This is a genomic window from Streptomyces sp. NPDC096132 (assembly GCF_044763345.1).
In the GTDB taxonomy this organism is placed as follows: domain Bacteria; phylum Actinomycetota; class Actinomycetes; order Streptomycetales; family Streptomycetaceae; genus Streptomyces.
The window spans coordinates 222,426-249,124 of sequence record NZ_JBIWGA010000006.1 but is presented as its reverse complement, the minus strand read 5'-3'; the positions used below and the strand labels follow the sequence as shown (position 1 = coordinate 249,124).

The window sequence follows — 26,699 nt, the reverse complement described above, 5'->3', positions numbered from 1 at the left end:
GGCAGGGTGGTCCGTATGAGACTCTTCGCCGCCGTGCTCCCGCCGCAGGATGTCATCGACGAACTCGCCTCCGAGGTCGCGCTGTTGCACACGCTGCCCGGTGCGGACGGGCTGCACTGGACCGGCCGCCCCGGCTGGCACTTCACCCTCGCCTTCTACGGCGAGGTCGACGACGACGTCGTACCGGACCTGTCGGCCCGGCTGGAGCGGGCCGCGCACCGGAGCGCCCCCTTCGAGCTGTCCGTGCGGAGCGGGGGACAGTTCGGGCACGGGCGGGCCCTGTGGGCGGGGGCGGGCGGGGACCTGCCGGCGCTGGGGCTCCTCGCCGACCGGGCGGAGGCCGCGGCGCGGAAGGCGGGCCTGGACATGGGGGAGCACCGCCGCTACAAGGCCCACCTCACGGTGGCCCGCAGCCGGAACGCGGTGGACGTGCGGCCGTACGTCGAGGCACTGCACGCGTTCCAGGGGCGTACCTGGACCGTGGGGGAGCTGGTGCTGGTCCGCAGCAACCTGCCGCGGTCCGGGGTGCCGGGGGAGCAGCCCCGTTACGAGCCGGTCGGTCGGTGGGCGCTCGGCGGGGCCGGTTAGGCTCGGGGTGTGGACCCGAAGACCCGGAACCGGATCATGGCCGGTGCGCTTGTTCTGATGTTCGTTGTCGTCGCGTTGGCTGCGGCGCTCGGTAAGTAGCGGTTGAGCAGGCGGGAGCGTCGGGGGACTGCGCGTCGCACGCCGGGTGCGGGCCGTTTGTGGCTGGTCGCGCCCCGCGGCGGAGCCGCACATTGATGCGGCCCCGCGCCCCTCAAGACCGAACAGCACCCGCCTTACCAGGCGAAGGCCTCCGGTGACGGGCCCGGGCCCGGGAAGATCTCTTCCAGGCCCTCCAGCAGTTCCTGGCTCAGCTCCAGCTCGGCCGCCCGGATCGCGGAGTCCAGCTGCTCGGCCGTGCGCGGGCCGACGATCGGGCCGGTCACTCCGGGGCGGGTGAGCAGCCAGGCCAGGGCGGCCTCACCGGGTTCGACGCCGTGCTTCTCGAGGAGGTCCTCGTAGGCCTGGATCCGCGCACGCTCGGTGGGGTTGGCCAGGGTGTCGGCGGCTCGTCCGGACGCTCGGCGTCCGCCCTCGACCTCCTTCTTGATCACCCCGCCCAGCAGCCCGCCGTGCAGCGGCGACCAGGGGATGACCCCGAGCCCGTACTCCTGCGCGGCCGGGATGACCTCCATCTCGGCGCGGCGCTCGGCGAGGTTGTAGAGGCACTGCTCGCTGACGAGGCCGATCGTGCCGCCGCGCCGGGCGGCGATCTCGTTGGCCTGGGCGATCTTGTAGCCGGGGAAGTTGGACGACCCGGCGTAGAGGATCTTCCCCTGCTGCACCAGCACGTCGATGGCCTGCCAGATCTCCTCGAAGGGAGTGCTGCGGTCGACGTGGTGGAACTGGTAGAGGTCGATGTGGTCGGTCTGCAGCCGCTTCAGCGAGGCGTCGACGGCCCGCCGGATGTTGAGCGCGGAGAGCTTGTCGTGGTTGGGCCAGGCGTTGTCGTCGGCGGCCATGTTGGCGTACACCTTGGTGGCGAGGACGACCTTGTCGCGCCGGTCGCCGCCCTTCGCGAACCAGTTCCCGATGATCGTCTCCGTACGGCCCTTGTTCTCACCCCAGCCGTACACGTTCGCGGTGTCGAAGAAGTTGATGCCCGCGTCCAGCGCCGAGTCCATGATCGCGTGGGAGTCGGCTTCGTCGGTCTGCGGGCCGAAGTTCATGGTGCCGAGGACGAGTCGGCTGACCTTGAGTCCGGTACGTCCGAGCTGCGTGTACTTCATGGAGCCCAAGCCAACGTCTTGGAGTGCGCTCCATGCAAGGGGAACCGGTCAGTCGCGGGGGAAGTCGTCGGTCTTGAGGGTGAGGCCGAGGGGGGTGGTGGTCATGTCGACGTCGGTTCCGTAGTCGACGCGTAGCTCACACTTGTACTCCCCGTCCTTGGGCTCGGTGTAAACGGTGCACCTGCGCTTGTAGGGGTCGGCAATGAGGTACACCGGGATCTCGGCGACCGCGTAGGCCGTCTTCTTCGGGCCGTAGTCGTTGGGTGCCGTCCCCTTGGAGATGACCTCTCCGACGAACTCGATGTCCTCGTATCGCCAGCGACCCTCTTCGTTCTTCGTCGCACCGTCGCGGAACTTGGCCACGTCAGGGCAGAAGCCGTTCTGATTACCGGGGAAGTCGACCCGGACATCAGAGAAAACCCGTGCTTGCCGCCTCCCGAAGTGGTCCTCGAGGGCCCAGAGGATCTCGCGGATGGTTTCCCAGTGGATGTCCCGCTGTGGAGTCATGTAGACGCAGCCCCCGACGATCTCGACCTTGAATCCCTCGGGGACGGGCATCCGCTCGAGTCGCTCGAACCAGTCGTCCAAGCGCTCGGTGTTCTCATCGGCCATGTCGATCTCGATCCTGTCTTCCAGGACGGTCATCTGGCGCTCCTCCCCGGCTGCCCCCACGGACGGGTGCCGCCGCGCAGTACAACGATACGCACGGTGACCAGGACACGGCGGGAGACGCATATGCCAGAAGGCCCCACCACCGACCAACTCCTCGACCTCGTCCGCACCACCCTCGGCGACGACCTGCTCCTCGGCGTCTACCTCCACGGCTCAGCCGTCCTCGGCGGACTCCGGCCGCACAGTGACGTCGACGTGCTGGTCGTCGCGCGGAAGTCGCTGACGACCCGCCAGAGGCGGCGGCTGCTCGACGAGTTGCTCGTCCTCTCCGGCCGCGACGGGCGGCGGTACGTCGAGCTGACCGTCGTCGTGCGGTCGGAGGTACGGCCCTGGCGGTACCCGCCCGTCTGCGACTTCCTCTACGGCGACTGGCTGCGCGGCGACTACGAGCGCGGGACCGTCCCCGAGCCGGAGCCCATGCCCGACCTCGCGCCACTCCTGACCATGACCCTGCTCGGCGACACGCCCCTGTACGGGCCCCCGCCCGCCGAGGTCCTCGACCCCGTCCCGTACGACGACCTGGTGCGCGCCATCACCGCGGGGGTGCCGGAGCTGATGGCGGACCTGGCCCACGACACCCGCAACGTGCTGCTCACCCTGGCCCGGATCCGGACGACCCTCGCGACCGGCGCCGTACGGTCCAAGGACGCCGCCGCCGACTGGGTGCTGGCCCGGCTGCCGGAGGAGCATCGGCCGGTGCTGGCGCGGGCGCGGGCGATCTATCTGGGGGAGGCCGAGGAGGGGTGGGACGATCTGCGGGACCGGGTCGGACCCTGCGCCGAGTATCTGGCGCGGGCCGTTCAGTCGCCGTACTCCTCGCCCAGCCCCCAGCCCTGATGCATCGCCTCGGCGAAGGCCGCCGCGAGTCGGTGTTCGCCGTTGCCGTTGGGGTGGGTGCCGTCGTAGGTGTCGGTGTGGATGTCCCAGGCCTCCGGGATCGAGGCCAGGAGGATCGGGGAGGCCGGCTCGTCCAGGTCCGCCGCGGTCTTCGCGAGGAGTTCGTTGAAGAGGGCGACCTGGGTGGCGAAGGGCTCGTCGTTCGCGGCGCGGATGTTCGGGATCACCGGGAGCCAGACCATGCGTATCCGGGGGTTGGCCGAGCGGGCCGCGGCCACGAACGCGCGGGTGTTCTCGGCCGTTTGTTCCGCGTTGGTGTAGAAGCCGAGGTCGATCAGGCCCAGGGACACGAGCAGGACGTCCGCCCGTGACGTGCGGACCGCCTCGCCGATCAGCGGGGCCATGTGCAGCCAGCCCTCGCCCCAGCCGGCCAGGTGGGCGCGGGGGAAGCCGGGGTCGGCGTACGCGTACGACGTGGGGGCGTCCGTCGTCTTGTCGTGGAGCGTCTCGCGCGGGCCGACCAGGGTGAACGGGCCGCCGTACGTCGCGCACAGGTGCTGCCACATGCGGTAACGCCAGGTGTGTTCGCCCGCGCTGCCGATCGTCATCGAGTCGCCTACGGGCATGAACCTGAGCATCCGCTCATCATGGGGGATCAAGGTGGCTCCTGGCGTGTGAGACCGGCCACGGTCACTGAACGCCCGAGCGGGATGGCAGGCTTGAGTGCATGCGCCGACCCTTCGCCCGCCGCGCCGGAGTCCTCCTCGCCGCGACCTTCCTCGTGGGTGCCTTCGCCGTGCCCGCCACCGCTTCCGCCGCCGACGGCAAGGGCGACCAGGGGTTCACCATCGAGGACCAGCGCATCACCGAGTCCAGCGGCCTGGCCGCCTCACGGCAGCACCCCGGCATCTACTGGACGCACAACGACCAGGACAGCGGCAGCTACCTCTACGCCGTCGACAGCGGCACCGGCGAGACCGTCGCGCGGATCACCCTGAGCGGAGTGGGCCAACAGCGGGACGTCGAGGCCGTCGCCATCGGGCCCGACAACCAGATCTACGTCGGTGACATCGGCGACAACGACGGCGTGACCTGGCCCTATGTGTGGATCTATCAGCTGCCCGAGCCCAAGGACCTCAAAGACCAGACCATCCGCGCCACGCAGTACGTCGTGAAGTACTCGGACGGGTCCCGTGACGCCGAGTCGATGGTCGTCCACCCCGAGACCGGGCGCGTCTACATCATCGACAAGCAGGAGGACGGCGGGCATCTCTACGAAGGGCCCGCCAAGCTGTCCGCGTCGGGGACGAACGTCTTCAAGCCCGTCGCCACCGTCGACCTGTGGGCCACCGACGCCGCTTTTTCCCCGAACGGCACCCAGCTCGCCGTACGCGGCTACTTCGGCGGCATCCTCTACGACTGGAACGGCGGCGACATCAAGCGCGAGGGCCGGCTCGACGTGCCCCTGCAGCGGCAGGGGGAGTCCATCAGCTACTCCGCCGACGGCAGCAAGCTGATGTACGGCAGTGAGGGGACGGGCAGTTCGGTGGTGGCGGAGGACGCTCCCGAGGGCGCCGCCTCCGCGTCACCGTCGGGCAAGGGCGGTGCGGACTCCGCCTCCGGGTCCTCCGGATCCTCGGCGACGACCGGCAACGTCAAGCTCGGCGCCCTGGCCGTGGCCGCCGTCCTCGCCGCCCTCTTCGGCTTCCGCCGACTGCGGCGCCGTAACTGATCCCCCGTCACGCCCGCCGCCGGGCGACGAGGACCTCCAGCCCGTCCAGGATCCGCTGGAGCCCGAACTCGAAGTGGTCGAAGGCGGGGCTCCAGGTGTCCTCGGCGAGGGAGGCGAGCACCGGGTAGCGGCCGGTGGCCATGACCTCCTCCAGGAACGGGGCCTGGGCCGCGTAGAAGTCGGCGGTCGTCATGCCCGAGGTGCGCTCGGCGGCCTCCTGGTAGACCTGTGTGCGCGCCGCCCCGACGACGTACCCGTCGACCATGAGGACCGCCGACACCAGCTCGGGGTCGGCGAGGCCCATCGGGCGGATGCGGTCGAGCACCTTCTCCATGCCGTCCAGCGCGCTCGGGCCGAGCAGCGGGCGGGACTGGTTGACGTCCAGCAGCCAGGGGTGGCGCCGGTAGAGCGCGAGCGTGGCGCGGGCCATCGCCTCCAGGGCGGACCGCCAGCCGCCGTCGCCCAGGTCGGCGGGGTTGTCGGAGGGCCGCTGGACCCGGTCCAGCATCAGGTCGAGCAGCTCGGCCTTGCCGGGGACGTACCGGTAGAGGGACATCGCGCCCGTCCCCAGCTCCGTGGCGATCCGGCGCATGGAGACCCCGGCGATCCCGTCCCGGTCGGCGACCTCGACCGCCGTCTCCACGATCCGCTCCAGCGTCAGCCCCGGCTTGGGCCCGCGCCCGGGCCGCCGCCCGGTGTCCCACAGCAGCTCGAGGGTGCGCGTGATGTCCCCGCTGCCGCTGGTCTCCGTACCGCTCGTCATGGGTGCAGCTTAGTTCCGGGAAAAAATACTGGGTACGGTGTACGCGCAATCGGGTACGGTGTACCCAGTTACGACACCGCCGCACAGACGACCAGAAGGGGGACCGATGGCCGACGGACACGCCGTGCGCGCCGAGGGACTGGAGAAGCGCTACGGCGACAAACACGCCCTCGACGGCTTCGACCTGACCGTCCGCGAGGGCACCGTGCACGGCCTGCTCGGACCGAACGGCGCCGGAAAGACCACCGCCGTACGCATCCTGTCCACGCTCGTCCGGCTGGACGGGGGTCGCGCGGAGGTGGCCGGGCTCGACGTGGCCCGGCAGCCGCACGAGGTGCGCGCCCGGATCGGGCTCACCGGCCAGTACGCGGCCGTGGACGAGGTGCTCACCGGTCGGCAGAACCTGGAGATGTTCGGGCGCCTGTTCCACCTCGGCGGGAAACGGGCCAAGGCGCGCGCCGCCGAACTCCTCGAACGCTTCGACCTCACCGACGCCGCCGACAAGGGCGTCGGCGGCTACAGCGGCGGCATGCGCCGCCGCCTCGACCTCGCCGCCTCGATGATCCTCGCCCCGGCCGTCCTCTTCCTCGACGAGCCGACCACGGGTCTCGACCCCCGCAGCCGGGGCGAGGTCTGGGAGTCCGTACGGGCGCTGGTCGCGGGCGGCACCACCGTGCTGCTCACCACCCAGTACCTGGAGGAGGCCGACCGGCTCGCCTCCCGCATCACCGTCATCGACCGCGGCCGTGCCATCGCCGACGACACCCCGGACGGCCTCAAGGACACCGTCGGCGGCGACCGGATCGAGGTCGTCGTCGCCGAGCGGTCCGAGATCCCCGCCGTGGTGAAGGTCGTCGCCCGCGTCACGGACGGCGAACCCGAGGCCGACGAGGGGGAGTTGCGGGTGCACGCCCCGGTCACCGACCGGGTGGCCGCGCTCACTGAGGTCGCCCGCGCCCTGCGCGACGAGGGTGTCCGCGCCGAGGACCTCGGACTGCGCAGGCCGAGCCTCGACGACGTGTTCCTGCGCCTGACCGGACACCGCGCGGAGAAGGAGGCGGCGGCATGAGCACGAGCACCCTCGTCGACGGCACCCGGGGACGGGTCCACTGGCTGCTCTCCGACAGCTGGAACATCGTCCGCCGCGGTCTGACCCACTATCAGCGCCAGCCCGTCAACGTCGCCTGGCAGCTGGGCTTCCCGATCCTCTCCGTGCTGCTGTACGGCTATGTCTTCGGCAGCGCGATGACCGTGCCCGGAGGCGGGGACTACAAGGACTTCCTGATGCCCGGGATGTTCGTGATGACGATGGCCTTCGGCTTCATCAACACGGCGACCGTGGTGGTGTACGACTCCACCAGAGGGGTCATCGACCGGTTCCGGTCCATGCCGATGGCGTCCTCGGCGGTGGTCGCCGGCCGGGGCCTCACCGATCTCCTCGTCGCCTGCGCCGAGCTGGGCATCATGATGCTCACCGCACTGGCCATGGGCTGGCGGCCGGACGGCGGCTGGGGCTTCCTCGCCGCGTTCGGGCTGCTGCTCTGGCTGCGGTTCGCGCTGATCTGGGTCGGCGTCTGGCTCGGTCTGATCGTGCCCAACCCGGAGGCGGCGGGCGGTCTGTTCGCGGTGGCCTTCCCGCTCACGATGATCTCCAGCATCTTCGTCGCGCCCCAGCTGATGCCCGACTGGCTGGGTTTCGTGGCCGCCTGGAACCCCATCTCGTCCACGGCCGCGGCCGCCCGGGACCTGTTCGGGACGCCGGTCGGCGGCGGTGACTCCTGGGTCGAGCAGCACGCGCTGCTGATGGCGGGGGTGTGGCCGGCGCTCCTGACGGCGATCTTCCTGCCGCTGGCGGTACGGAGGTTCCAGAAGCTCGGCCGGTGAGCGTTCCCGGCCCCGGCCCCGGCGGCGGCACCCTTTCCCGGTGCCGCCGCTGCCGCGTGCCTTGACGCGTTCATGCACTGTCGGTTCTCTGGAGGGAGCGCGGCGTGTGGGAGCGCTCCCATGTTCCGGGCCCGCGCCGCCCCCGAGAGGAAGCAACGCCATGTTCCGCAACCTCCGCAGAGTGCTGTGCGCCGCCGTCGCGGCCCTGCTGCTCCCCCTGGCGGCAGGCGCGCAGTCCGCCCACGCGGCCGAGGCCGGCGCGGCCGACGCCGGCGCCGGCTACTGGCACACCAGCGGCCGGCAGATCCTGGACGCCGCCGGACAGCCGGTCCGGATCGCCGGAATCAACTGGTTCGGCTTCGAGACCGGCAACTACGTCGTCCACGGCCTCTGGTCCCGCGACTACAAGAGCATGATCGACCAGATGAAGTCGCTGGGCTACAACACGATCCGCATCCCGTACAGCGACGACATCTTCAAAAGCTCGACCGTCCCCAACAGCATCGATTTCAGCGGCGGCAAGAACGCCGACCTGCAAGGTCTCAGCTCACTGGGCGTCCTGGACAAGATCGTCTCGTACGCCGGTCAGGACGGCCTCAAGGTCATCCTCGACCGGCACCGCCCGGACGCGGGCGGGCAGTCGGCGCTCTGGTACACCTCGGCCGTCCCCGAGTCGACGTGGATCGCCAACCTCAAGGCGCTCGCGGCGCGTTACCTGGGCCAGAACACCGTCGTAGGGATCGATCTGCACAACGAGCCCCACGACCCCGCCTGCTGGGGCTGCGGGGACACGGCGACGGACTGGCGGCTGGCCGCGCAGCGGGCCGGCAACGCGGTCCTGTCGGTCAACCCCGATCTGCTGGTCCTCGTCGAGGGCGTGCAGACCTTCAACGGCGTCTCCGGCTGGTGGGGCGGCAACCTGATGGGGGTCGCGCAGTACCCGGTGCAGCTGAACGTGGCCAACCGGGTGGTGTACTCGGCCCACGACTACGCCACGAGCGTGGCCCAGCAGAGCTGGTTCAGCGACCCGGCGTTCCCCGCCAACATGCCGGGGATCTGGGACAAGTACTGGGGCTACATCTTCAAGCAGAACATCGCGCCCGTGTGGGTGGGCGAGTTCGGCACGACGCTGCAGTCGACCGTCGACCAGCAGTGGCTGGCCGCGCTGGTGAGCTACCTGCGGCCGACGTCGACGTACGGCTCCGACTCCTTCCACTGGACCTTCTGGTCCTGGAACCCCAACTCCGGTGACACCGGCGGGATCCTGAAGGACGACTGGCAGACCGTGGACACGGTGAAGGACGGGTACCTGGCGAGTGTCAAGGCGCCGGGCTTCCCGAGCACCGGCGGCGGAGGTGGCGGAGGCGGCGGCGGTAGCACGGCCGCCTGCTCCGCCGCCTACACCGTCACCAGCGACTGGGGCGGCGGCTTCAACGCCGAGGTGAAGGTGACCAACACCGGGACGACCGCGATCGGTTCGTGGAAGGTCACCTGGACCTGGAGCGGCGCCCAGCAGGTGACGACCATGTGGAACGCCTCGTACACCCAGGCCGGGGCGACCGTGACGGCGGTCAACGCCTCGCACAACGGCACCGTCGCCGTGGGTGCCTCGGCGTCCTTCGGCTTCGGAGGCGCGCCCGGGGGCGGGGGAGTGCCGAGCGTGAGCTGTACGGCGGCGTGAGGGCTGCCCGCCTCGGCCGCCCGGTGAATGGAGTGATCGTCACCCGCATGGTGGACCGGCATGCCCGAAATACACGCCTTCGCGGGCCGGTGCCCCAGGCTGTTGCCGACCGCATCACCACGGCCCATGGAGCTGCCATGTCCTACGTGCCCGCCGATCTCCGCTACACCCAGGACCACGAGTGGGTCCGCACCGAGGCCAACGGCGTCGCGGCCGTCGGCATCACCGACCACGCCCAGAAGAACCTCGGCGACATCGTCTTCGTCGAACTGCCCGAGGTCGGCAGGAAGCTCGCCGTGGGCGACGCCTTCGGCACCGTCGAGTCGGTCAAGGCGGTGTCCGAGATCTTCAGTCCGCTCGAAGGTGAGGTCGTCGAGGTCAACCAGGACATCTCCTCGGAGCCCGAGGAGATCAACAGCGAGCCGTACGAGACCTGGTTCGTCAAGATCAAGGTCAAGGCCGGGGCCTCGTCCAACGGCCTGCTGGACGCCAAGGCGTACGAAAAGCTCATCGCCGGCGAGTGAGACTCCGAGGGGCGCCCGGCTGGTGACCCGTCAGGCGCCCCTCGGTTCAAAGGAAATTTAAATCTTCGGTCGAAACGCTACTTTCAGACGTGCTTCTTCGAAAGGATCCCGCCAGGGTCGTGAACCTTGCGGTCCTTACCCAACCCCCCATGCCTTGAGGGAACTTCATGAGAAGAAGCACAGCCGTGCTGTGCGGCGCGACCGTCGTCCTGGCCGGGTCACTCACGGCCGTCCCGGCCGAGGCCACCACGTCGCAGTCCGCGCAGGCCGTCCAGGCGGCGAAGGTCACCTGGAAGAAGTGCGCCACGGACGACTACCCGACCCTCCAGTGCGCGTCGGTGAAGGTGCCGCTGAACTACGCCAAGCCGAACGGCCGGAAGATAACCCTGGCCCTGTCCCGCGTCCCGCACACCGCGCGCAAGTACCAGGGCCCGCTGCTGGTCAACCCCGGCGGCCCCGGCGGCAGCGGCCTGACCCTCGCCGGGTTCGTCGCCTCCTCGCTGCCCAAGACGGTCGCGGCCCAGTACGACGTCATCGGCTTCGACCCGCGCGGCGTGGGCAAGAGCAAGCCCGCCCTGGACTGCAAGCCGGGCTACTTCAACCCGGTCCGCCCGGACTCCGTGCCCGGCACGCCCGCGATCGAGAAGGCCAACCTCTCGCGCGCCAAGTCCTTCGCCAAGGCCTGCGGTACGAAGTACGCGGACGTCCTGCCGTACATCAACACGGTCAACGCCGTGAAGGACATGGACCAGATCCGCAAGGCGCTCGGCGCCAAGAAGATCAACTACTTCGGTTACTCGTACGGCACCTACCTGGGCCAGGTCTACGCCAAGCTCTTCCCGACCCGGGTGCGCCGCCTGGTGCTGGACTCGATCGTCGACCCGGGCGGGGTCTGGTACGACGCCAACATCTCCCAGGACTACGCCTTCGACGCCCGTCACAAGGCGTTGATGAAGTGGATCGCCAAGTACGACAGCACGTACAAGCTCGGCACCGACCCGGCCAAGATCGAGGCCGAGTGGTACGCGATGCGGGCGGAGCTCGCCAAGACCCCGGCCGGCGGCAAGGTGGGCGCCTCCGAGCTGGAGGACACCTTCATACCCGGCGGGTACTACAACGGCTACTGGCCCTATCTCGCCGAGGCGTTCGCGGCCTACGTGAACGACAAGAACGCCGAGCCGTTGGTCGAGGCGTACGAGAACTTCGCGGCGATCGACGCCTCCGGCGACAACGGCTACAGCATCTACACCGCTGTGCAGTGCCGTGACGCCTCCTGGCCGCGCGACTGGAACCAGTGGCGCAAGGACAACTGGTCCGTGTACGCGAAGGCCCCCTTCATGGCCTGGAACAACGCCTGGTACAACGCGCCGTGCGCCTTCTGGCCCACGAAGTCGATGAAGCCGGTGAACGTCGCCAACAGCAAGCTGCCGCCGGTGCTGCTGTTCCAGGCGACGAACGACGCGGCCACCCCCTACCAGGGCGGCGTCGCCGTCCACCGCCTGCTCAAGCGCTCCAGCCTGGTCGTCGAGCAGGGCGGCGGCAACCACGGCATCACGCTGAGCGGCAACGCCTGCCTGGACAAGTACCTGGCGAAGTACCTCACCGACGGCACGGTGCCGCGCGGCAGCGGCGTGGCCGACGCCGTCTGCAAGAAGACCGCCGACCCCGTGCCGCCGAGCACGTCGCAGTCCGCGCTGAGCACGCAGCAGCCGGCCACCGCGGCGGGCGGCGACACCCTGCACGGGCTGCTCGGCTTCCGCGGCTGAGCCGACCCGGCTTTCGCGGCTGAGCTGTCTCGGCTTTCGCGGCCGAGCTGAAACGAGAAGGGCGCCCGGTGTTCGCCGGGCGCCCTTCACGTCGTAGCGGAAGCGGTCAGAGCTTCTCGATCACGTAGTCGATGCACTTCGTCAGCGCCTCGACGTCCGCCGGGTCGATCGCCGGGAACATCGCGACCCGGAGCTGGTTGCGGCCGAGCTTGCGGTAGGGCTCGGTGTCGACGATGCCGTTGGCGCGCAGGACCTTGGCGATCGCGGCGGCGTCGATGTCGTCGCTGAAGTCGATCGTGCCGATGACCTGCGAGCGCTTGGCCGGGTCGGTGACGAACGGGGTGGCGTGCTTCGACTCCTCCGCCCAGCCGTACAGGCGCGCCGAGGAGTCCTTCGTACGGGCCGTGGACCACGCCAGACCGCCCTGGCCGTTGATCCACTCCAGCTGCTGGTTCAGCAGGAAGAGGGTGGCGAGGGCCGGGGTGTTGTACGTCTGGTTCTTGCGGGAGTTGTCGATCGCCGTGGGGAGCGAGAAGAACTCCGGGATGTGGCGGCCGGAGGCGTGGATCCGCTCGGCGCGCTCGATCGCGGCCGGGGAGAACACACCGATCCACAGGCCGCCGTCGGAGGCGAAGGACTTCTGCGGGGCGAAGTAGTAGACGTCCGTCTCGGCGATGTCGACCGGGAGGCCGCCGGCGCCGGAGGTGGCGTCCACCAGGACCAGCGCGCCCTCGTCGGCGCCCGCGACCCGCTTCAGCGGGGCGGCGACACCGGTGGAGGTCTCGTTGTGGGTGAAGGCGTAGACGTCGACGCCCGCCTCGGCCCGCGCCTCGGGGTGCGTGCCCGGGTCGGAGGAGACGACGGTGGGCTCGGCCAGCCAGGGGGCGAGCTTGGCGGCCTTCGCGAACTTCGACGAGAACTCACCGAACGTGAGGTGCTGCGACTTGTTCTCGATCAGGCCGTGGGTCGCGACGTCCCAGAACGCGGTGGAACCGCCGTTGCCGAGGATGACCTCGTAGCCCTCGGGCAGGGAGAACAGCTCGGAGATGCCCTCGCGCACCTTGCCGACCAGGTTCTTGACGGGAGCCTGGCGGTGGGAGGTGCCGAGCAGGGAGGTACCGGTCGCGGCCAGCGCGTCCAGCGCTTCCGTCCGCACCTTGGAGGGGCCCGCGCCGAATCGACCGTCGGCGGGCTTGATGTCAGCGGGAATCTGGATCTCAGCCACGGGGGGAGGTTATCGGGTGGAGGAAACCTCGGCGAAACCTCGTCCGTCGGGTGAGACGGTGTGTTCGACAGGTGGGCTGATTGGGTGGATGTCATGACACAGCTTGAGGCCGAGCTGCGCAAGGCCGTGAAAGGGGACGTCGGCTTCGACGTCACCTCCCGGGCGCTCGTCACCATGGACGCGTCGAACTACCGCCGTGTCCCCCTGGGTGTCGTCGCCCCCCGGGACGCCGACGACGTGACCGCCGCCCTGGAGGTGTGCCGGGCCCACGGGGTGCCGGTCGTCGCACGGGGCGGGGGCACGTCGATCGCGGGGCAGGCGACGGGCACGGGCGTGGTGCTGGACTTCACCCGGCACATGAACCGGCTGGTCACCCTGGATCCGACGGCGCGCACGGCCGTCGTGCAGCCCGGGCTCGTCCTCGACCGGCTCCAGGAGGCCGCCGCCCCGCACGGGCTGCGTTTCGGCCCCGACCCGGCCACGCACAGCCGCTGCACGCTCGGCGGGATGATCGGCAACAACTCGTGCGGCGCGCACTCGGTGGCGTGGGGGACGACCGCGGACAACGTGAGCGAGCTGGAGGTCGTCACCGCGCGCGGGCGGCGGCTGCGGCTCGGACAGGGCTGGGCCGGAGCCCCGGACGGGCTGCGGGAGCTGGTGGACGGCCATCTGGCACGGCTGCGCACCGGCTTCCCCGAGCTGCCCCGCCGGATCTCCGGGTACGCGCTGGACGCGCTGCTGCCCGAGAAGGGCGCCGACGTGGCCCGCTCCTTCTGCGGTTCGGAGGGCACGCTGGGCATCCTGACGGAGGCGGTCGTCCGGCTCGTCGAGACCCCACGCGCGCGTGCGCTCGCCGTCCTCGGCTACGGCGACGAGGGCGCCGCGGCCGAAGCGGCGGCCGGACTGCTGCCGTACCGGCCCCTGACGGTGGAGGGGATGGCCGCGGACCTGGTGCCGGCGCGGGCGGCGGCCGTGCTGCCCAGGGGCGGGGCCTGGCTGTTCGTGGAGACGGGCGGGGAGTCGGAACGCGAGGCACGCGCGCGTGCGGAGACGATCGTGCGGGGCGCCCCGGACACCGTGGACTCCCTGATCGTGACGGACCCGGCCGGGCAGCGGGCCCTGTGGCGCGTCCGCGAGGACGCCAGCGGTACGGCGACCCGGATGCCCGACGGCTCCGAGGCGTGGCCCGGCTGGGAGGACTGCGCGGTACCGCCGGCCCGGCTCGGCCCCTACCTGCGGGACTTCCGGGCGCTGCTCGCCTCGCACGGTCTGCGCGGGACGCCGTACGGCCATTTCGGGGACGGCTGCATCCACGTCCGCATCGACTTCGACCTGCTGACGGAGCCGGGCGTCGGCCGCTTCCGCCGCTTCTCGCAGGACCTCGCCGACCTGGTCGTCGCCCATGGGGGCTCACTGTCCGGGGAGCACGGCGACGGGCAGGCGCGGGCCGAACTGCTGCCCCGCATGTACGGCGCGGAGACGGTCGCCCTGTTCGAGCGCGCGAAGGGCGTGTGGGACCCCGACGACCTGCTCAACCCCGGCATGCTGGTGCGCCCCGCGCCCCTGGACGCCGGTCTGCGCTTCTCGGTCCTGCCGCGCGAGCCCGTGCCGGTGGTCTTCGGCTACCCGTCCGACGGCGGCGACTTCTCGGCGGCCGTCCGCCGCTGCGTCGGGGTCGCGAAGTGCCGTACGACGACGGCGACCGGGCCCGCCGTGATGTGCCCGTCGTTCCGCGCGACGGGCGAGGAGGCGCACTCCACGCGCGGGCGTGCCCGCCTGCTGCACGAGATGCTCGCCGGTGAGGTGGTGACCGACGGCTGGCGCTCGGAGGAGGTGCGGGACGCGCTGGACCTGTGCCTGTCCTGCAAGGGCTGCCGCTCCGACTGCCCGGTCGGCGTCGACATGGCCACGTACAAGGCGGAGTTCCTGCACCACCACTACGCGGGCCGGCGCCGCCCGGCTGCCCACCGCACGATGGGCCGGCTGCCGCAGTGGCTGCGCTGGGCGTCCCGCCTTCGCGCGGCGGCGCTCGTGAACGCCCTCGCGCGCGTGCGGCCGCTGGCGTGGGCTGCGAAACGGGCCGGCGGGATCACGCCCGAGCGGGACATCCCGCCGCTGGCCCGGGAGACGTTCAGCCGGTGGTTCGGACGGCGGCTGGTGGCGCGGGCGCGGGCGGCGGCGGAGGCGGGTGGGCAACGGCGGCCGGGCGGGCCCCGGCAGGCGGTCTTCCTCTGGCCGGACACCTTCACCGAGCACCTCTCCCCGTCCGTCGGCCAGGCGGCCGTACGGGTCCTGGAGGTGGCGGGCCTGGACGTGCTCACCCCGCCCGCGCACCGGTGGACGAAGGCGGCCGTCGGCGACGGGGTGTCGTACGTCTTCAACCCGCTCACGGCCAGGCGTGGCCGGGTGTGCTGCGGACTGACGTATGTGTCGACGGGGCAGCTCGACCGTGCGCGGGAGGTCATGCGGCGGACCCTGGATCTGCTGGAACCGTTCCTGGTGCCGGAGGAGGAGCTGCTGAGGGGCCTCACGCCGGCCGCCGTCGACGTCGGGGAGGCGGCGGCTGAGGAGGAGAGTGAGGAGGACCCGTACGACGCCCTCGAAGAGCCGCCCTTCGTCGTCCTGGAGCCCAGCTGTGCCGCCGCCCTGCGCACGGACCTCCCGGAGCTGCTGCCCGACGACCCGCGCGCGGCGCGCCTCGCGGCGCGCGTGATGACCTTCGCGGAGGCGCTGGAGCGGTTCGCGCCGGGCTGGGTGCCGCCGAGGCTGGACCGTCCGGTCGTCGGCCAGACCCACTGCCACCAGCACGCGGTGCTCGGAGACGCCCCCGACCGGCGACTGCGCGAGGCCGCCGGACTCACCGGTGAACTGAGCGGCGGCTGCTGCGGCCTGGCGGGCAACTTCGGCTTCGAGAAAGGCCACTTCGAGGTGTCGGTGGCCTGCGCGGAGGAGCAGCTGCTGCCGGCGGTGCGGACCGCCCCCGACGGCACGGTCGTCCTCGCGGACGGGTACTCCTGCCGGACCCAGCTGGAGCAGCTGGCGGGGGTCCGGGCCCGGCACCTGGCGGAGGTCCTGGCGGACGCGCTGGACGGAATCCGCACTGATTAAGGTTCCACGGGTTGCTCAAGCAACTGCCAGCTTCTCCCAGGGTATTCACAGCGCACCTTTGCTCTTTTTGCCGTTTACAGAGATGAGAAGCGTGTACGTTTCTCGATGTCGGGAGCCGGACGCGGAAAGCCCGAAAACGACGAAAGCACAGCGCAATCCCCGCAAGGAGTTGGAATGAGCTTCAAGAAGCTTGCCCCGCTGCCCCCCAAGCCCAAGTCGAAGCAGCTCCCGCCCCCGCCGAAGCCGAAGCCCAAGAAGAAGCTCAAGCCGGTTCCGCCGGTGCCGGGCCAGGACAGCTGAGCCCACGCTGACATGCTGAAAAGGGGCCGACGGTGCACCGTCGGCCCCTTTCCTTTTGGAAATCAGGGGGATTTTTTCAAGGAGGGGAATTCTCGGTGGACGAAGAGGACGAAGAATATGAGTACGACACCCCCACCATTCCCGCGCGCGCAGCGTTCCGCCGTTTCTGGCCGCTGACCAAGGGCCTGAGAAAATGGCTGCTCATCGTCTGGGTGTGCACGATCCTCGCCGCGCTCGCCGAGACCGAGGCCATCCTGCTCTTCGGCGACCTCACCGACAACGCCCTCCGCGAGGGCTCGCTCGGCGCGTTCTGGGCGCCGGCCGTGAAGTGGCTCGGCGTCGCCGTGGCCGGTGCGATCGTGGCCTACGCCGGCAACTCCCTGGCCGCCTGGGCGACCGAACGCTTCGTGATGCGGCTGCGCGAGCACGTCTTCGACCACGTACAGCAGCTGCCGCCGCACTTCTTCCAGCGCCACCGGCAGGGCGACCTGCTGTCCCGGCTGACCAGTGACGTCGAGGCCATCGAGACGCTGGTGGTGTCCGGCCTGGTGGGCGCCGCGTCGGCGGCCTTCAGCGCGCTGTTCTACGCGGCCGCCGCGTTCTGGCTGCGCTGGGACCTGGCCGCCGCCACCTTCGTCCTCGCCCCCCTCTTCTGGCTGGCCGCCCGCCGCTTCTCCGGCTCGATCAAGGACGTGTCCCGGGAGGGCCGGGTCGCCGACGGCGCGATCACGTCGGTGGTCGAGGAGTCCCTCGGCAACATCGTGCTGACCCAGGCGTATGACCGGCGGGACGCGGAACGCCGGCGGCTGAACGAGGAGGCGAACGCCTGGTTCCGCGCCTCCGTCCGCTCGACGCGGCTGAACGAGGCCTACGAGCAGCTCGTGCAGGTCATCGAGACGGTGTGTGTGCTCGCGGTGATCGGCATCGGCGCCTGGGAGATCTCCACCGGGCGGATGACCCTCGGCCAACTGCTCGCCTTCGCGGCCTTCCTCGGTTACCTCTATCCGCCGGTGCGGGGCCTCGCCCAGCTGGGGCTCACGGTCACGGCGGCCACGGCGGGGGCGGAGCGGCTGATCGAGATCCTGGACGTACGGCCGTCGGTGGCGGACCCCCGGCGCGTGGTCGAGGCCCCCGGCCGCCCGGACGGCACGGTCGAGGTCAGGGACGTCTCCTTCCGCTACCCCGGCGCGGACCGCACGGCCCTGGACGGGCTGAACTTCTCGGTGAGCCCGGGCGAACTGGTGATCATCACCGGGCCGAGCGGCGCCGGGAAGTCCACGGTCTCGAAGCTGCTGCTGCGGTTCTACGACCCCGACGTCGGCGAGGTGCTGCTGGACGGCGTGCCCCTGCGGGACTTCCCGCTGGCGCGGCTGCGGGAGTACGTGACCCTGCTGCCCCAGGAGACGCTCGTCCTGCACGACACCGTCCGCGCGAACATCGCCTGCGGGCGCCCCGGCGCGAGCGACCAGGCGATCGAGGAGGCGGCGCGCGCGGCCGACGCCCACGGCTTCGTCGTCGACCTGCCCGAGGGCTACGACACGCGGATCGACCCGGGGACGGCCCGGCTGTCCGGCGGCCAGCTCCAGCGCCTCGCGATCGCCCGCGCGATCCTGCGGGACGCGCCGGTCCTGGTCCTGGACGAGCCGACGACGGGACTGGACTCGATGGCCGCCCGGCGGATCGTCAAGCCGCTGCGGCGCCTGATGACCGGCCGTACGACCATCATGATCACCCACGATCTCAACCTCGCTCCCGACGCCGACCGCATCCTGGTCGTCGACGCGGGACGGATCGTGGAGACGGGCCGCCACGAGGAACTGCTGGCGAGGGGCGGCGCGTACGCCCGTCTGCACCGCTCCCAGAACAACGCGGTCATGGACACGGGCGAGCTGCGGCTGCCGCTGTTCGTGGAACAGCCGGTGGCAGTGCCGGTGGCAGTGCCGGTGGCGGCGGCGTACCCGACCGCGTACGGCGACTCCTACGCCCACGGGTACGACCCGCAGGCCTGGACTCCGCCGGCGTACGAGGCGTACGGGACCTACGGGACCTACGAGACCTACAAGACCCACGAGACCCACGAGACCCACGAGACCCACGGAACTCAGTACGAGCAGTACTGGGCGTCCGGCAGCTGACGTCTCACGCCCGAGACAGTGGCATAACGGGTTCACACGCCTGACGCAGTCCACTACTGTGGACTCGACAGTTCATCGTGATGGACGTACGAACCCTTGGACCGCCCGTGACCACCCCCGAAGCCGCCACCACCGCCCCTGTCGCCGCCCCCGTTCCGCAGGGCGCCCCGAACCGCTTCGGCTCCCTCGGCCCCGTCGGCCTCGTGCTCGCCGGGGGTGTCTCGGTGCAGTTCGGGGGCGCGCTGGCCGTGATGCTGATGCCGAGGGCCGGGGCGCTGGGCGTCGTGGCGCTGCGGTTGTTCGTGGCGGCGGTCGTCCTGCTCGTCGTCTGCCGGCCCCGGCTGCGGGGGCACTCCCGGGCGGACTGGGGGACGGTGATCGTCTTCGGTGTCACCATGGCCGCGATGAACGGCCTGTTCTACCAGGCCGTCGCCCGTATCCCGCTGGGTCCGGCGGTGACGCTGGAGGTGCTCGGCCCGCTGGCCCTGTCGGTCGTCGCCTCGCGCCGCGCGCTGAACCTGATCTGGGCAGGCCTCGCCCTGGCCGGCGTCTTCCTGCTCGGCGGCGGCTTCGGCGACCTCGACCCGCTGGGGGTCGCGTTCGCCCTGGGCGCGGGTGCGATGTGGGCGGCGTACATCGTCTTCAGCGCCCGCACGGGCCGCCGCTTCCCGCAGGCCGACGGCCTCGCGCTGGCGATGGGGGTCGGTGCGCTGCTGTTCCTGCCGCTGGGGATCGCCGAGTCGGGCGCGAAGCTGGCCGATCCCGTGACGCTGGGCCTCGGCGCCGCGGTGGCGATGCTGTCCTCCGTCCTCCCGTACACCCTCGAGCTCCTGGCTCTCCGGCGGCTGCCCGCGTCCACGTTCGCCGTCCTGATGAGCCTCGAACCGGCCCTCGCCGCCACCGCGGGATTCCTCGTCCTCGGGCAGGCCCTCTCCGTCATGGAGGTGGCGGCGATCGGCCTCGTCGTCGCGGCGAGCATGGGGGCGGTGCGGACCCAGGTGGGGCGGGGGAAGGCGAAGGCGTAGGAGCGCCTGGGCGTCGCCCGGGAATTAATGCAAGCATGCTTGATTGTTTCTGGGCCCCCTGCCATGCTCCACCCCATGGCCGACCCGACGCCCGTGTTCGACGACCTGCGCGCCGAAAGCGACGAACTCGACCTGCTCATGGCCGAGTTGGAGCCCGAGCAGTGGAGGCTCCCGACCCCTGCCCCCGGCTGGACCGTCGCCCACCAGATCGCGCACCTCGCCTGGACCGACCACTCCTCCGTGCTGGCCGTGACCGATCACGACGCCTTCGCCCGTGAGGTCGAGAAGGCGCTCGCCGCGCCCGGCGACTTCGTGGACAACGGCGCGGAGGAAGGCGCCGCGAAGCCGCCCGCGGAGCTGCTCGCCCACTGGCGGGCCGGGCGCGAGGCCCTCCAGGACGCCCTGCGCGCGGCACCCCCGGGGGCACGTTTCCCCTGGTACGGGCCGCCCATGGCCGCCGCCTCCATGGCCACCGCCCGCCTCATGGAGACCTGGGCCCACGGCCTCGACGTGGCGGACGCGCTGGGCGTCACGCCCGCACCCACCGACCGGCTCCGGCACATCGCCCGCCTCGGCGTCCGCACCCGGGACTTCGCCTTCGGCGTGCACGGACTGCCCGCGCCCTTCGAGGAGTTCCGCGTGGAACTCACCGCCCCCTCCGGCGAGGTGTGGACCTACGGCCCCGAGGACGCCACGGACCGCGTCAGCGGCCCCGCCCTCGACTTCTGCCTTCTGGTCACCCAGCGCGCCCACCGCGCCGACCTCGCCCTGGACGCCGAGGGTCCGGACGCCGACCGCTGGCTGGACATCGCCCAGGCCTTCGCGGGCCCGCCCGGCGAAGGCCGCTCCCCGAAGGGAGCCGCCGGGTGACCGCGCTCCGCATCGGCAACGCCTCCGGCTTCTACGGCGACCGCTTCGACGCGATGCGCGAGATGCTCACCGGCGGCGAACTCGACGTCCTCACCGGCGACTACCTCGCCGAACTCACCATGCTGATCCTCGGCCGCGACCGTCTGAAGGACCCGTCCGCCGGGTACGCCCGCACGTTCCTGCGGCAGCTGGAGGAGTCCCTGGGGCTCGCCCGGGAGCGGGGCGTACGGATCGTCACCAACGCCGGCGGCCTCAACCCCGCCGCACTCGCCGACGCCGTGCGCAAGCTGGCCGACCGGATCGGCGTCCCCGTACGCGTCGCGCACGTCGAGGGCGACGACCTCACCGACCGGTACCCCGGCAGCCTCACCGCCCACGCCTACCTCGGCGGCTTCGGCATCGCCGCCTGTCTGCGCGAGGGCGCCGACGTCGTCGTCACCGGGCGCGTGACGGACGCGGCCCTGGTCACCGGGCCCGCCGTCGCCCACTTCGGCTGGGGGCCCGGGGAGTACGACCGGCTCGCGGGCGCCGTCGTCGCCGGGCACGTCCTGGAGTGCGGGGCACAGGCCACGGGCGGCAACTACGCCTTCTTCGCCGAGGGCGGCAGGGACCTCGGCCGGCCCGGCTTCCCGCTCGCCGAACTCCACGAGGACGGCAGCTGCGTGATCACGAAGCACCCCGGGACGGGCGGCCTCGTCGACGTCGGCACGGTCACCGCGCAGCTGCTCTACGAGACGGGCGGCGCCCGGTACCCGGGTCCCGACGTCACCGCCCGGCTGGACACCGTACGGCTCACCCAGGACGGGCCCGACCGGGTGCGGATCACCGGGGTGCGCGGCGAGGCCCCGCCGCCCACGCTCAAGGTCGGCCGGAGCCGGCTCGGCGGCTTCCGCAACGAGGTCGTCTTCGTGCTCACCGGCCTCGACATCGAGGCCAAGGCGGAACTCGTGCGGGAGCAGATGGCGGACGCGTTCGCCAAGTCCCGGCCGTCCGAGGTGCGGTGGGAACTCGCCCGGACCGACCGGCCCGACGCCGACAGCGAGGAGGAGGCCAGCGCCCTGCTGCGGCTCGTCGTACGGGACTTTGAACAGGGCGTCGTGGGGCGGGCGCTGAGCGGCGCGGCCGTGGAACTGGCCCTCGCCAGCTACCCCGGCTTCCATGTGCTCGCCCCGCCCGGGAAGGGATCCCCGTACGGCGTCTTCGAGGCCTCTCACGTCCCCCAGGACGAGGTCGCCCAGCTGGCCGTCCTCGACGACGGACACCGGATCCCCGTGGCCCCGGCCGCCGACACCCTCGTACTCGACGAGGTGCCGCAGCCGCCCCTGCCCGCCCCCCTGCCGGCGGGGCCCACGCGCCGGGCCCCCCTGGGCCTGGTCGCCGGCGCCCGCAGCGGGGACAAGGGCGGGGACGCCAACGTCGGGCTGTGGGTCCGTACGGACGAGGCATGGCGGTGGCTCGCCCACACGCTGACCGTCGAGCGCCTGCGTGAACTCCTCCCGGAGATCCGCGAGCTGACCGTGACCCGCCATGTGCTGCCCCGTCTGCGCGCCCTGAACTTCGTCGTCGAGGGCATCCTCGGCGCCGGTGTCGCCGCGCAGCACCGCTTCGATCCGCAGGCCAAGGCGCTCGGCGAATGGCTGCGCTCCCGTCACCTGGACATCCCGGAGGCCCTGCTTTGACGGTCATCACCTCCGCCCTGGACACCCGGGGACCGGACTACCGCGCCCACCGCGAGACCATGCTCGCCAAGCTCGCCGAACTCGACGCCGAGCACGCGAAGGCCCTCGCCGGCGGCGGCCCGAAGTACGTCGAGCGGCACCGGGGGCGCGGCAAACTCCTCGCGCGCGAGCGCATCGAACTGCTCCTCGACCCCGACACACCCTTCCTGGAACTGTCGCCGCTGGCCGCCTGGGGCAGCGACTACGCGGTCGGCGCCTCGCTCGTCACCGGGATCGGGGTGGTGGAGGGCGTGGAGTGCCTGATCACCGCCAACGATCCGACCGTGCGCGGGGGCGCCAGCAACCCCTGGTCGCTGAAGAAGGCCCTGCGGGCGAACGACATCGCCCTCGCCAACCGGCTGCCCTGCATCAGCCTGGTCGAGTCGGGCGGCGCCGACCTGCCGTCGCAGAAGGAGATCTTCATCCCCGGGGGTGCCGTCTTCCGGGACCTGACCCGGCTGTCGGCGGCCGGCATCCCGACCGTCGCCGTCGTCTTCGGCAACTCCACGGCCGGGGGCGCCTACATCCCCGGCATGTCCGACCACGTGATCATGGTCAAGGAGCGGGCGAAGGTCTTCCTCGGCGGTCCGCCCCTGGTGAAGATGGCCACCGGCGAGGAGAGCGACGACGAGTCCCTCGGCGGTGCGGAGATGCACGCACGCGTGTCGGGACTCGCCGACTACTTCGCCGTCGACGAGGCGGACGCCCTGCGCCAGGCACGGCGCGTGGTGGCCCGCCTCAACCACCGCAAGGCGTACGGCGATCCCGGGCCGGCCGCGCCCCCCAAGTACTCCGCCGAGGAACTGCTCGGCATCGTCCCCGGCGACCTCAGGACCCCCTTCGACCCGCGCGAGGTGATCGCCCGGATCGTCGACGGCTCCGACTTCGACGAGTTCAAACCCCTGTACGGAACCAGCCTGGCCACCGGCTGGGCCTCCCTGCACGGCTACCCGGTGGGCATCCTCGCCAACGCCCAGGGGGTGTTGTTCAGCGCGGAGTCCCAGAAGGCCGCCCAGTTCATCCAGCTCGCCAACCAGCGCGACATCCCGCTGCTCTTCCTGCACAACACCACCGGGTACATGGTCGGCAAGGAGTACGAGCAGGGCGGCATCATCAAGCACGGCGCGATGATGATCAACGCGGTGAGCAACAGCCGCGTGCCGCATCTGTCGGTGCTGATGGGCGCCTCCTACGGGGCCGGGCACTACGGCATGTGCGGACGCGCCTACGACCCCCGCTTCCTGTTCGCCTGGCCCAGCGCCAAGTCGGCCGTGATGGGGCCCCAGCAGCTGGCCGGCGTGCTGTCGATCGTCGCCCGGCAGTCGGCGCTCGCGAAGGGACAGCCGTACGACGAGGACGCCGACGCCGCCCTGCGCGCCATGGTGGAGCAGCAGATCGAGTCCGAGTCCCTGCCGATGTTCCTGTCCGGGCGGCTCTACGACGACGGCGTCATCGACCCGCGCGACACCCGCACGGTCCTCGGACTGTGCCTGTCAGCCATCCACACGGCGCCGTACGAGGGTGCGCGCGGCGGCTTCGGCGTCTTCCGGATGTGAGGAAACCAGTGATCGCTTCTGTCCTCGTGGCCAACCGGGGCGAGATCGCCTGCCGGATCTTCCGCACCTGCCGTGAGCTGGGCATCCGCACGGTCGCCGTGCACTCGGACGCCGACGAGCACGCCCTGCACACGCGCGTGGCCGACACGGCGGTACGGCTGCCGGGCGCGGCGCCCGCCGACACGTATCTGCGCGCCGACCTGGTGGTGAAGGCCGCCGTCAGCGCGGGCGCGGACGCCGTGCACCCCGGCTACGGCTTCCTCTCCGAGAACGCCGACTTCGCCCGCGCCGTCCTGGACGCCGGCCTGACCTGGATCGGGCCGCCGCCCGAGGCCATCGAGGCGATGGCCTCCAAGACGCGCGCGAAGGAGCTGATGGGACTCGCACCGCTGGGTGAGGTGGCGGAAGCGGACCTGCCGGTTCTGGTGAAGGCGGCCGCGGGCGGCGGCGGGCGCGGCATGCGCGTCGTGCGCCGCCTGGAGGAGCTGGACACCGCCCTGGACAGCGCGCGCGCCGAGGCCGCCAGCGCCTTCGGCGACGGCGAGGTGTTCGTCGAGCCCTACGTCGAGAACGGCCGCCACGTGGAGGTCCAGATCCTCGCCGACACCCACGGCACGGTATGGCCGCTCGGCACCCGCGACTGCTCCCTCCAGCGCCGCCACCAGAAGGTGATCGAGGAGGCCCCGGCGCCCGGACTCCCCGAGTCACTGGACGACGCACTGCGGGCGCTCGCCGTACGCGCGGCACGCTCGGTCGCCTACGTCGGCGCCGGCACCGTCGAGTTCCTCGTCGCCGACGGCCACGCCCACTTCCTGGAGATGAACACCCGCCTCCAGGTCGAACACCCCGTCACGGAAGCCGTCTTCGGCCTCGACCTGGTCGCCGAGCAGATCCGGGTCGCCGAGGGCGCCGCCCTCGCCCCCGAGCCGCCACACGCGCGTGGCCACGCCGTCGAGGCCCGCCTCTACGCCGAGGACCCCGCCACCGACTGGACCCCGCAGACCGGCACCCTGCACCGCCTGACCGTCCCGCCCGGCGTCCGCCTGGACACCGGCTACGACGACGGCGACGAGATCGGCGTCCACTACGACCCCATGCTCGCGAAGATCGTCGCCCACGCCCCCACCCGCGCGGAGGCGATCCGCAGGCTCGCGGGCGCCCTGGAACGGACCACCGTCCACGGCCCGGCCACCAACCGCGACCTCCTCGTCCGCTCCCTGCGCCACGAGGAGTTCACGTCCGCCCGCATGGACACCGGCTTCTACGACCGCCACCTCGCCGAGCTGACCACCTCGACGGCGGATCCCCACGCCCCACTGGCGGCGGCGCTGGCCGAGGCACGGACCCGCTCCCGTTTCGGCGGCTGGCGCAACCTGCCCTCCCAGCCACAGCGCAAGCGGTACGCGGTGGGCGGCGAGGAGATCGAGGTCGAGTACACACACGGGCGCACCGGCCTCACGGCCCAGGGCGTCCAGGTCGTGCACGCCGACCCGGCGCTGGTCGTCCTGGAGATCGACGGCGTACGACGCCGCTTCGAGGTGGCCCGCTACGGCGACCGCGTCCACGTGGGCACCACGACCCTCACGGAACTGCCCCGCTTCCCCGCCCCCGAGACCCAGCACGCCCCCGGCTCCCTCCTGGCCCCGATGCCGGGAACGGTCGTCAAGCTGGCGCCGAGTCTCATCACCGGATCGAGTGTGGAAAGGGGCGAACCGCTGGTGTGGCTCGAAGCGATGAAGATGCAACACGTCATTTCCGCCCCGGCGACGGGGACGGTGACGGCGGTGCCGGTGACCGAAGGACAGCAAGTGCAGATGGGCGCGCTCTTGGCAGTGGTGGAGAGCAGCCGACCTTAAGGGGCGCGGGGCTGCATCGATATGCGGCTCCACCGCGTGAGCGCGACCAGCCACACACGACCCGCAGGCGAAGGAGCACCATGACCACCCTCATCGAATCCGAAGAACACAGGGCACTCCGCGAAGCGGTCTCCTCCTTCGCCAAAACCCACCCGCACGACACCAAGAGCCTCTGGCAGGAAGCCGCCAAACTCGGCTACATCGGCGTCAACCTCCCCGAAACCCACGGAGGAGGCGGCGGAGGCATCACCGAACTCTCCCTCGTCCTCGAAGAGCTGGGTGCCGCCGGCAACCCCCTCCTCATGATGATCGTCTCCCCGGCGATCTGCGGCACGGTCATCGCCCGCTACGGCACGGAAGCCCAGAAACAGGAATGGCTCCCCGCACTGGCGGACGGCTCCCGCCTGATGGCCTTCGGGATCACCGAGCCGGACGCCGGCTCCAACAGCCACCGCATCACCACCACGGCCCGCCGCGACGGCACGGACTGGCTCCTCACCGGCCGCAAGGTCTTCGTCTCCGGCGTGGACATCGCGGACGCCACCCTGATCGTCGGCCGCACGGCGACAGTGTCCGCCAAAGAGGGCCGCACCGGCAGCCTCAAGCCCTGCCTCTTCATCGTCCCGCGCGACACCCCCGGCTTCACCCACCGCCGCATCGACATGGAACTGCACAGCGCGGAGAAGCAGTTCGAGCTGGTCCTGGACGACGTACGACTGCCCGCCGAAGCCCTCGTCGGAGACGAGGACGCCGGCCTGCTGCAGCTGTTCGCCGGGCTCAACCCCGAGCGGATCATGACCGCCGCGTTCGCGATCGGCATGGGCCGGTACGCCCTCGCGAAAGCCGTCGAGTACGCCCGCGACCGCACCGTCTGGAACACCCCCATCGGCGCCCACCAGGCCATCGCCCACCCCCTCGCCCAGGCCCACATCGAGCTCGAACTGGCCCGACTGATGATGCAGAAGGCCGCCCACCTCTACGACGCGGGCGACGACACGGCCGCGGGCGAAGCCGCCAACATGGCCAAGTACGCGGCGGGGGAGGCCTGCGTGAAGGCCGTCGACCAGGCGGTGCAGACCCTCGGCGGCAACGGCCTCACGAGCGAGTTCGGCATCGCCCGGCTCATCACGGCCTCACGCGTGGCTCGTATCGCCCCGGTGAGCCGGGAGATGATTCTCAACTACGTCTCCCACCAGACCCTGGGCCTGCCCAAGTCGTACTAGGCCGCCGCCT

General features: G+C 71.3%; 22 protein-coding genes. 17 read left to right on the top strand and 5 right to left on the bottom strand.

Annotated elements, in window-relative coordinates; translation table 11 throughout:
- The first annotated feature begins 15 nt into the window (after positions 1–15).
- Positions 16–588, top strand: a complete 573-nt coding sequence (thpR, locus tag ACIRF9_RS16810) for an RNA 2',3'-cyclic phosphodiesterase (RefSeq protein ID WP_403821873.1) — start codon at positions 16–18, stop codon at positions 586–588.
- Positions 589–821: 233 nt separating this feature from the next.
- Here the strand turns inward: thpR and ACIRF9_RS16805 are convergent, their stop codons facing one another.
- Entirely contained in the window at positions 822–1,814 is a 993-nt protein-coding gene (locus ACIRF9_RS16805; protein WP_403821870.1) for an aldo/keto reductase, read from the bottom strand.
- Positions 1,815–1,862: 48 nt separating this feature from the next.
- A complete protein-coding gene (locus tag ACIRF9_RS16800; protein ID WP_403821867.1) occupies positions 1,863–2,459 on the bottom strand; it encodes a Uma2 family endonuclease in 597 nt (198 codons plus the stop codon).
- A 90-nt stretch (positions 2,460–2,549) separates the two neighbouring features.
- Here ACIRF9_RS16800 and ACIRF9_RS16795 point away from each other — a divergent pair, with 90 nt between their 5' ends.
- On the top strand, positions 2,550–3,323 hold the full coding sequence (locus ACIRF9_RS16795; RefSeq protein ID WP_403821864.1) for an aminoglycoside adenylyltransferase family protein: 774 nt from the start codon (positions 2,550–2,552) through the stop codon (positions 3,321–3,323).
- Here the strand turns inward: ACIRF9_RS16795 and ACIRF9_RS16790 are convergent.
- Positions 3,287–3,961 (bottom strand): GDSL-type esterase/lipase family protein, encoded by a 675-nt coding sequence (locus ACIRF9_RS16790; RefSeq protein ID WP_403822441.1) that lies wholly within the window; start codon positions 3,959–3,961, stop codon positions 3,287–3,289. The two genes, ACIRF9_RS16795 and ACIRF9_RS16790, sit on opposite strands and share 37 nt — an antisense overlap.
- An 89-nt stretch (positions 3,962–4,050) precedes the next feature.
- On the opposite strand from ACIRF9_RS16790, the gene ACIRF9_RS16785 reads away from it, so the two are divergent.
- The gene (locus tag ACIRF9_RS16785; RefSeq protein ID WP_403821861.1) at positions 4,051–5,055 is read left to right on the top strand and encodes a WD40 repeat domain-containing protein; all 1,005 of its coding nucleotides are present in this window, start codon (positions 4,051–4,053) and stop codon (positions 5,053–5,055) included.
- Between the two features lie 7 nt (positions 5,056–5,062).
- Here ACIRF9_RS16785 and ACIRF9_RS16780 read toward each other — a convergent pair whose 3' ends face one another.
- Entirely contained in the window at positions 5,063–5,818 is a 756-nt protein-coding gene (locus ACIRF9_RS16780) for a TetR/AcrR family transcriptional regulator (RefSeq protein ID WP_403821858.1), read from the bottom strand.
- A gap of 106 nt (positions 5,819–5,924) precedes the next feature.
- Here ACIRF9_RS16780 and ACIRF9_RS16775 point away from each other — a divergent pair, with 106 nt between their 5' ends.
- From ACIRF9_RS16775 to ACIRF9_RS16755, 5 genes are all read left to right on the top strand, one after another.
- Positions 5,925–6,887: an ATP-binding cassette domain-containing protein gene (locus tag ACIRF9_RS16775; protein WP_403821855.1), complete on the top strand. Its 963-nt coding sequence runs from the start codon at positions 5,925–5,927 to the stop codon at positions 6,885–6,887.
- Entirely contained in the window at positions 6,884–7,702 is an 819-nt protein-coding gene (locus tag ACIRF9_RS16770; RefSeq protein ID WP_403821852.1) for an ABC transporter permease, read from the top strand. The genes ACIRF9_RS16775 and ACIRF9_RS16770 overlap by 4 nt, the downstream gene beginning before the upstream one ends.
- A 160-nt stretch (positions 7,703–7,862) precedes the next feature.
- A complete protein-coding gene (locus ACIRF9_RS16765; RefSeq protein WP_403821849.1) occupies positions 7,863–9,383 on the top strand; it encodes a cellulase family glycosylhydrolase in 1,521 nt (506 codons plus the stop codon).
- A 137-nt stretch (positions 9,384–9,520) separates the two neighbouring features.
- The gene (gene gcvH / locus ACIRF9_RS16760; protein ID WP_403821846.1) at positions 9,521–9,907 is read left to right on the top strand and encodes a glycine cleavage system protein GcvH; all 387 of its coding nucleotides are present in this window, start codon (positions 9,521–9,523) and stop codon (positions 9,905–9,907) included.
- 167 nt (positions 9,908–10,074) lie between these two features.
- Positions 10,075–11,673: an alpha/beta hydrolase gene (locus ACIRF9_RS16755; RefSeq protein ID WP_403821843.1), complete on the top strand. Its 1,599-nt coding sequence runs from the start codon at positions 10,075–10,077 to the stop codon at positions 11,671–11,673.
- A gap of 106 nt (positions 11,674–11,779) precedes the next feature.
- Here the strand turns inward: ACIRF9_RS16755 and serC are convergent, their stop codons facing one another.
- On the bottom strand, positions 11,780–12,898 hold the full coding sequence (serC, locus tag ACIRF9_RS16750) for a phosphoserine transaminase (protein ID WP_403821840.1): 1,119 nt from the start codon (positions 12,896–12,898) through the stop codon (positions 11,780–11,782).
- A gap of 93 nt (positions 12,899–12,991) precedes the next feature.
- Here serC and ACIRF9_RS16745 point away from each other — a divergent pair, with 93 nt between their 5' ends.
- From ACIRF9_RS16745 to ACIRF9_RS16705, 9 genes are all read left to right on the top strand, one after another.
- Positions 12,992–16,006, top strand: coding sequence for an FAD-binding and (Fe-S)-binding domain-containing protein (locus tag ACIRF9_RS16745; protein WP_403821837.1), 3,015 nt, complete (start codon positions 12,992–12,994; stop codon positions 16,004–16,006).
- A 174-nt stretch (positions 16,007–16,180) separates the two neighbouring features.
- Positions 16,181–16,306, top strand: a complete 126-nt coding sequence (locus ACIRF9_RS16740) for a hypothetical protein (RefSeq protein WP_403821834.1) — start codon at positions 16,181–16,183, stop codon at positions 16,304–16,306.
- Positions 16,307–16,401: 95 nt separating this feature from the next.
- On the top strand, positions 16,402–18,441 hold the full coding sequence (locus tag ACIRF9_RS16735) for an ABC transporter ATP-binding protein (RefSeq protein WP_403821831.1): 2,040 nt from the start codon (positions 16,402–16,404) through the stop codon (positions 18,439–18,441).
- Between the two features lie 80 nt (positions 18,442–18,521).
- Positions 18,522–19,466 carry an EamA family transporter gene (locus ACIRF9_RS16730; RefSeq protein ID WP_403821828.1) on the top strand — a complete coding sequence of 315 codons (945 nt, stop codon included), beginning with the start codon at positions 18,522–18,524 and terminating at the stop codon, positions 19,464–19,466.
- A gap of 75 nt (positions 19,467–19,541) precedes the next feature.
- Complete coding sequence (locus tag ACIRF9_RS16725) at positions 19,542–20,336, top strand: TIGR03084 family metal-binding protein (RefSeq protein ID WP_403821825.1); 795 nt, start codon at positions 19,542–19,544, stop codon at positions 20,334–20,336.
- Positions 20,333–22,015 carry an acyclic terpene utilization AtuA family protein gene (locus ACIRF9_RS16720; RefSeq protein WP_403821822.1) on the top strand — a complete coding sequence of 561 codons (1,683 nt, stop codon included), beginning with the start codon at positions 20,333–20,335 and terminating at the stop codon, positions 22,013–22,015. Before ACIRF9_RS16725 ends, ACIRF9_RS16720 begins: the two co-directional genes overlap by 4 nt.
- Positions 22,012–23,610 (top strand): acyl-CoA carboxylase subunit beta, encoded by a 1,599-nt coding sequence (locus ACIRF9_RS16715; protein ID WP_403821819.1) that lies wholly within the window; start codon positions 22,012–22,014, stop codon positions 23,608–23,610. The genes ACIRF9_RS16720 and ACIRF9_RS16715 overlap by 4 nt, the downstream gene beginning before the upstream one ends.
- 8 nt (positions 23,611–23,618) lie before the next feature.
- Positions 23,619–25,466, top strand: a complete 1,848-nt coding sequence (locus ACIRF9_RS16710) for a biotin carboxylase N-terminal domain-containing protein (RefSeq protein ID WP_403821817.1) — start codon at positions 23,619–23,621, stop codon at positions 25,464–25,466.
- 80 nt (positions 25,467–25,546) lie between these two features.
- Positions 25,547–26,689 carry an acyl-CoA dehydrogenase family protein gene (locus tag ACIRF9_RS16705; RefSeq protein ID WP_403821814.1) on the top strand — a complete coding sequence of 381 codons (1,143 nt, stop codon included), beginning with the start codon at positions 25,547–25,549 and terminating at the stop codon, positions 26,687–26,689.
- The last annotated feature ends 10 nt before the right edge of the window (positions 26,690–26,699 follow it).

Bases quoted from the DNA above. Each gene is read 5' to 3' on its own strand.
- gcvH (WP_403821846.1), top strand. From the start codon at position 9,521: ATGTCCTACGTGCCCGCCGATCTCCGCTACACCCAGGACCACGAGTGG.
- ACIRF9_RS16765 (WP_403821849.1), top strand. From the start codon at position 7,863: ATGTTCCGCAACCTCCGCAGAGTGCTGTGCGCCGCCGTCGCGGCCCTG.
- ACIRF9_RS16800 (WP_403821867.1), bottom strand. From the start codon at position 2,459: ATGACCGTCCTGGAAGACAGGATCGAGATCGACATGGCCGATGAGAAC.
- ACIRF9_RS16795 (WP_403821864.1), top strand. From the start codon at position 2,550: ATGCCAGAAGGCCCCACCACCGACCAACTCCTCGACCTCGTCCGCACC.
- ACIRF9_RS16790 (WP_403822441.1), bottom strand. From the start codon at position 3,961: ATGCTCAGGTTCATGCCCGTAGGCGACTCGATGACGATCGGCAGCGCG.
- ACIRF9_RS16785 (WP_403821861.1), top strand. From the start codon at position 4,051: ATGCGCCGACCCTTCGCCCGCCGCGCCGGAGTCCTCCTCGCCGCGACC.
- ACIRF9_RS16780 (WP_403821858.1), bottom strand. From the start codon at position 5,818: ATGACGAGCGGTACGGAGACCAGCGGCAGCGGGGACATCACGCGCACC.
- ACIRF9_RS16805 (WP_403821870.1), bottom strand. From the start codon at position 1,814: ATGAAGTACACGCAGCTCGGACGTACCGGACTCAAGGTCAGCCGACTC.
- ACIRF9_RS16775 (WP_403821855.1), top strand. From the start codon at position 5,925: ATGGCCGACGGACACGCCGTGCGCGCCGAGGGACTGGAGAAGCGCTAC.
- ACIRF9_RS16770 (WP_403821852.1), top strand. From the start codon at position 6,884: ATGAGCACGAGCACCCTCGTCGACGGCACCCGGGGACGGGTCCACTGG.
- ACIRF9_RS16745 (WP_403821837.1), top strand. From the start codon at position 12,992: ATGACACAGCTTGAGGCCGAGCTGCGCAAGGCCGTGAAAGGGGACGTC.
- ACIRF9_RS16740 (WP_403821834.1), top strand. From the start codon at position 16,181: ATGAGCTTCAAGAAGCTTGCCCCGCTGCCCCCCAAGCCCAAGTCGAAG.
- ACIRF9_RS16725 (WP_403821825.1), top strand. From the start codon at position 19,542: ATGGCCGACCCGACGCCCGTGTTCGACGACCTGCGCGCCGAAAGCGAC.
- ACIRF9_RS16755 (WP_403821843.1), top strand. From the start codon at position 10,075: ATGAGAAGAAGCACAGCCGTGCTGTGCGGCGCGACCGTCGTCCTGGCC.
- ACIRF9_RS16705 (WP_403821814.1), top strand. From the start codon at position 25,547: ATGACCACCCTCATCGAATCCGAAGAACACAGGGCACTCCGCGAAGCG.
- thpR (WP_403821873.1), top strand. From the start codon at position 16: ATGAGACTCTTCGCCGCCGTGCTCCCGCCGCAGGATGTCATCGACGAA.
- ACIRF9_RS16730 (WP_403821828.1), top strand. From the start codon at position 18,522: ATGGACGTACGAACCCTTGGACCGCCCGTGACCACCCCCGAAGCCGCC.